Below are 4,911 nucleotides of genomic sequence, written 5' to 3'. Positions count from 1 at the left end.
CGCCTCGACATCCGCCGCACCGGCCAGATCAAGGATCGCGACGATATCGTCGGCAACACGACGCGCGTGAAGGTCGTCAAGAATAAGGTCGCGCCGCCGTTCAAGCAGGTCGAGTTCGACATCATGTATGGCGAGGGCATCTCCAAGGTCGGCGAGATCCTCGATCTCGGCGTCAAGGCGGGGATCGTCGAGAAATCGGGCGCCTGGTTCAGCTACGACAGCATCCGCATCGGCCAGGGCCGCGAAAATTCGAAAGTCTACCTCCGCGAAAATCCCGATCTCTGCGCCAAGCTCGAACAGGCGATCCGCGGCAAGACCGAGGATGTCGCCGAAGCGCTGATGGCCGGGCCGAGCGAGGACGACGACCTTTAGGGCCGATCGACGTTCACGATTTGGGAGGACGTTGCCCAAAATCGACCGTCACCCCGGCCTTGAGCCGGGGTCCCGCTGCCTGCCAACGCTTGGGAAGAAGCGGGACCCCCGGCTCAAGGCCGGGGTGACGAAAGCTCAACGTCAACAGGAGGCTCTAAGCGCTGGGGTCTGTTCTCAAGGTTGAATGTCGATCCATCCCAGGCAAGGAAGAGTAAGCGGGCGCGAGCGATGACGTGGCGTCTCCTCCGTTACGTCAGACATGTCCGCCCGCGGAAGGAAGTCGATGCTTTCCCGGAAGAAAGTCACGGAAAACGCTGAGGCGAGGGCACCAGCGGCGCGATCGATCGTTCCAGGTCCGAAGCATCGATCTCCCAACCCCCCATCGAAGGACATGACATGGCCGATCTCCCCACCTCCACGCTGACCCCCGCCAGCACGACGGCCACGCCCGCCACCGGCGGTGGCCTGATCGATCAGGCGCGCGGCCTGCTCAACGGCAACGCCCCGATCGTCGATCAGGCGAAGAGCTTCGCCAAGGCGCGCCCGTTCGCGACCGCGGCACTCGCCGGCGTGATCGGTGTGGCACTGCTCAACACGCTGCGCGGCAAGTAAGCGCGTCGTCGTTCCGACCGGTGCGTCACTCCGGCGCAGGCTGGGGTCTTGCCGATAGGCCGAGCGCGTATCGCATGAGATCCCGTCTTTCGCCCGCGATGACGGCCGGGAGGCGACGACGCTCTGGTCAACGGCGCTTCCGCTCCCTACCTCAACGCGCATGAACGCACCCGTCCAGAGCCTCGCCGGGCTCGACCTCCACGCCGAGATCGATCGCCTGCGCAAGGCGCGCAACGCCGTCATCCTCGCGCATTATTATCAGGAGCCCGCGATCCAGGATCTCGCCGATTTCGTCGGCGACAGCCTCGATCTCTCACGAAAAGCGGCTGACACGCCAGCCGACGTGATCGCCTTCTGCGGCGTGCGCTTCATGGCGGAGGTCGCCAAGATCCTGAGCCCCGAAAAGATCGTAGTGCTGCCCGATATGGCGGCGGGGTGCAGCTTAGAGGATAGCTGCCCGCCCGAGCAGTTCGCGCGCTTCCGCGCCGCGCACCCCGATCATCTCTCGATCACCTACATCAATTGTTCGGCGGCGGTGAAGGCGCATTCGGACATCATCTGCACATCCTCCTCGGCGGAGAAGATCCTGTCGCAACTGCCGATCGACCAGAAGATCATCTTCGCGCCCGACAAGAATCTCGGCGCTTATTTCAACCGCAAGACCGGACGCGACATGCTGCTGTGGCCGGGCGCGTGCATCGTCCACGAGGCGTTCAGCGAGACCGAGCTGCTCAAGCTCAAGGCGCGCTACCCCGGCGCCCCGGTCGCCGCGCACCCCGAATGCCCGGCCTATATCCTCGATCATGCCGACGAGGTGGGAAGCACGCGCGCGATCCTCGATTTCGCTCTGTCCTCGCCCGCGCAGACGATCATCGTCGCAACCGAGCCGCACATCATCCACCAGATGGAGAAAGCCGCGCCGCACAAGCATTTTATCGGCGCCCCCGGCGCGGACGGGAACTGCAACTGCAACATGTGCCCGTACATGGCGATGAATTCGATCGAGAAACTATACTTCGCGCTGCGCGACCTGACCCCGCGGATCGAGCTGGACGAGGAGACGCGTCTCTCCGCCAAGCGCCCGCTCGACCGGATGCTGGAAATGGCGAGCGCGAACGTCGGGCAGGGCGATCTCGGCGCGAAGCCCGTGGCGGGTGACTGACGCGGCAGCGATCGATGCGGTGAACGCCTGGGGATCGGCTGCCATTCCGGGCTTCGACCTCGCCGCCTTCGTGCGCGCGACGCTCGCCGAGGACCTCGGCGAGGGCGGCGACATCACGGCGGCGGCGGTGATCCCGGCGGCGGCGCGCTTTCGCGGCGTGATGGCGAGCCGCGATGCGATCGCAGCGGCGGGGCTGCCGATCGCCGAGGCCTTCTTTCGCGCGCTCGATGCCGATGTCCGCGTGGAGCGGCTGGTCGAGGATGGCGCGCGGGTGGCGGCGGGCACCGAATTGCTGCGGATCGAGGGTTCGGCGCGCGCGATGCTCACCGCCGAACGATCGGCGCTCAACACGGTGCAGCATCTGTCGGGGATCGCGACGCTGACCGCCGCTTATGTCGATGCGATCGCGGGCACGGGCGCGACTTTGCTCGACACGCGCAAGACGATCCCCGGCCTGCGGCTGCTCGAGAAATATGCGGTGCGGATGGGCGGCGGGCGCAACCATCGCATGGGGTTGTGGGATGCGGCGATGATCAAGGACAATCATGTCGCGGTGGCTGGCGGCGTCGAGCAGGCGGCGGCGCGCGCCAAAGCCGCGGGGATCGCGCGGATCATGGTCGAGGTCGATTCGCTGGACCAGATCGAGGGCGCGCTGGCCGGCGGCGCGACCTGGCTGCTGCTCGACAATATGGCGCCGGCGATGCTGCGCGATGCCGTGGCGCGCGTGGCGGGCCGGGTGCCGACCGAGGCATCGGGGGGCGTGCGGCTGGAGACGGTGCGCGCGATCGCCGGCAGCGGGGTGGATTATGTCTCGGTCGGGCGGCTCACCCAATCGGCCCCGGCGGCGGACATCGGGCTGGATTTCGCCGCGATATGATTTCTGTGTTTACTGTCTGTTCCGTTTTTGCTATGTTCCTAACGTTCGATTCGTGGGAGGTGGTCTGTGCGGCATGCGCTGGATCTGCTGAGGGCTTTGCTGCTGATGATCGGCTGTGCGGCGGCGCAGGCGGCGGTTGCCGCGCCCTCCTGCGCGGTGCCGGGCACGCTGACCGCGCCGCATCGCGAGGCCGCCAGCGACAAAGAGCCCGCGCGGCGGCTGCCGATCGGCGGCTACACTTTGTCGGTGATCTGGATGCCCGGGCATTGCCGCGAGGATGCGAGCGAGGAATGCGCGCAACGTCGCACCATGGGCCGCACCATGGCTCGCGGGGCGAATGCGGCGATCGGCGCGTCGCCCGATTTCATGCTACACGGCCTGTGGCCCGATGGGCGCGGCAAGGATTGGCCGCAATGGTGCAGGCCCGCCGATCCGCTGCCGGCGGCGGTGATCGCCGGTCCTTATTGCGCGACGCCTTCGCCGCAGTTGATCCAGCACGAATGGGCTAAGCACGGCACCTGCATGGCGGGCTACACGCCCGATCGCTATTTCGCGCTGTCCAATCGCCTGTTCGCCGGTCTCGCCATGCCCAGGCTGCGCGCTTTATCCTATCGCCGCCTCACCGCGCGCGACGTGCAGACGGCGATCGCCGGGGCCAATCCCGGAATGAGCGCGGGCATGATGCGGCTCAACCTCGACAGGAAGGGCTGGCTCAAGGAGATCTGGTTCTGCCTCGACACCGATTTCCGTCGGACCGTCTGTTCGGCGTCGGCGGGGGGTGCGAGCCCGAACGATCGCGTGATGATCTGGAGGGGAGGGCGGCGCGCGGACGCCGGGAGCGAAGGCCACGAAAGCCACGAAGGCCAGAATCGCTCTGGCTTTCGGCGATCGCGGTCCGGCTGATCAGGGCTCGATCAGCGCGGTCGCCGGATGGTGGCGATCGAGATGCGCTTTGATGATCTTCAGGTTGCGCGTGTTCGATCGGAAGAAGAAATCGGGGATCGCGCCGACCCAGGGGATCGCACCGAGCAAAGCGTCGACCCCGACGTTGCCGAGCATCCGCGCGGTCGCCCAGCGCGACATGCCGAGGTTCTTCGCCTCCCACACCATATAGGCGCCGAGCAGCGCGCCGATCAGGTCGCCGGCGACGGGCACTACATCGAGGATGACGTCGAGACCGACGGGGCGATTGAGCCCGGGCACCACGAACAGCCGCTCGAGCACGCGCTCCAGCGCCTCGATGCGGCGGCGCACCGATGCAGCGTCGCGGCCCAGCCCGGGAAGGCGATCGGATAGCGGATCGTACCGGGTTGCGCGGGGGGATTCGGCCATCATCGCCTAGCGCGTGGCGCGCGGCCTGGTTCCATGGCGCGGCGGCGCGCGCCGTGGATGCGTCGACGCGCCGCCCGTTGCCTCGCCGGATCACTCGGCTAAGGGAGGCGCATGGAGCGGTCGGCATGACGAGCATGGGGCTTTGGGGCGGGATCAACTGCCTGCTGGGGCGCCACGTCCGCTCGCGCGGGCAGGCCAAGGCGACGCCCGCGGGCTGGACGAGCCGTTGTGCCCGCTGCGCCATCCCGATGACGCGCCCGCATGGCGGCGGCAAGTGGAAGGCGGTCAAACGCCGGAAGCGCGGCGAGGATGAAGCGCTCGACATCGCACAGGGCGAGCTGATCGCCGAGGCGATCGTCGAGCGGAAGAAACGGCGGTTCCGAAAATCCAGGACCGAAGAGCCGAACGCGGAAGAATAATCGACGCCGGGCGCGCGGATGCTCCCCTGTTCGACGCCGCAAAATCAGGCCGTAATGGACGTTGCCACAATAGATCGTCACCCCGGCCTTGAGCCGGGGTCCCGCTTCTTCTTCAGCGTTGGCAGGCAGCGGGACCC

At 67.1% G+C, this 4,911-nt stretch carries 6 protein-coding genes and 1 pseudogene; 6 read left to right on the top strand and 1 reads right to left on the bottom strand.

Going from position 1 to position 4,911, the window contains the following annotated elements:
- The 5 genes and pseudogenes from HUU94_RS07980 to HUU94_RS07960 form a co-directional block, all read left to right on the top strand.
- Nucleotides 1-372: pseudogene (locus HUU94_RS07980) on the top strand (recombinase RecA); the annotation flags it as partial.
- Nucleotides 373-768: 396 nt separating this feature from the next.
- Nucleotides 769-984, top strand: a complete 216-nt coding sequence (locus HUU94_RS07975) for a hypothetical protein (RefSeq protein ID WP_174274558.1) — start codon at nucleotides 769-771, stop codon at nucleotides 982-984.
- A 160-nt stretch (nucleotides 985-1,144) separates the two neighbouring features.
- Nucleotides 1,145-2,146, top strand: a complete 1,002-nt coding sequence (gene nadA / locus HUU94_RS07970; protein ID WP_174274557.1) for a quinolinate synthase NadA — start codon at nucleotides 1,145-1,147, stop codon at nucleotides 2,144-2,146.
- On the top strand, nucleotides 2,139-3,023 hold the full coding sequence (nadC, locus tag HUU94_RS07965) for a carboxylating nicotinate-nucleotide diphosphorylase (RefSeq protein ID WP_254602047.1): 885 nt from the start codon (nucleotides 2,139-2,141) through the stop codon (nucleotides 3,021-3,023). Before nadA ends, nadC begins: the two co-directional genes overlap by 8 nt.
- A 66-nt stretch (nucleotides 3,024-3,089) precedes the next feature.
- On the top strand, nucleotides 3,090-3,926 hold the full coding sequence (locus HUU94_RS07960) for a ribonuclease T2 family protein (RefSeq protein WP_174274556.1): 837 nt from the start codon (nucleotides 3,090-3,092) through the stop codon (nucleotides 3,924-3,926).
- Here HUU94_RS07960 and HUU94_RS07955 read toward each other — a convergent pair whose 3' ends face one another.
- Nucleotides 3,927-4,355 carry a DUF4112 domain-containing protein gene (locus HUU94_RS07955; protein WP_174274555.1) on the bottom strand — a complete coding sequence of 143 codons (429 nt, stop codon included), beginning with the start codon at nucleotides 4,353-4,355 and terminating at the stop codon, nucleotides 3,927-3,929.
- Nucleotides 4,356-4,480: 125 nt separating this feature from the next.
- Between HUU94_RS07955 and HUU94_RS07950 the strand changes: the two genes are divergently transcribed.
- Entirely contained in the window at nucleotides 4,481-4,774 is a 294-nt protein-coding gene (locus tag HUU94_RS07950; protein ID WP_174274554.1) for a hypothetical protein, read from the top strand.
- The last annotated feature ends 137 nt before the right edge of the window (nucleotides 4,775-4,911 follow it).

This window comes from Sphingomonas bacterium (assembly GCF_903644055.1).
Classification (GTDB): Bacteria; Pseudomonadota; Alphaproteobacteria; order Sphingomonadales; family Sphingomonadaceae; genus Sphingomonas_I.
Note: the sequence above shows the minus strand (reverse complement) of the source record. Positions and strands in the feature narration are given on the sequence as shown.

Excerpts from the sequence above, each read along its gene's own strand:
- HUU94_RS07975 (WP_174274558.1), top strand. The coding sequence starts at position 769 with ATGGCCGATCTCCCCACCTCCACGCTGACCCCCGCCAGCACGACGGCC.
- nadA (WP_174274557.1), top strand. The coding sequence starts at position 1,145 with ATGAACGCACCCGTCCAGAGCCTCGCCGGGCTCGACCTCCACGCCGAG.
- HUU94_RS07955 (WP_174274555.1), bottom strand. The coding sequence starts at position 4,355 with ATGGCCGAATCCCCCCGCGCAACCCGGTACGATCCGCTATCCGATCGC.
- HUU94_RS07950 (WP_174274554.1), top strand. The coding sequence starts at position 4,481 with ATGACGAGCATGGGGCTTTGGGGCGGGATCAACTGCCTGCTGGGGCGC.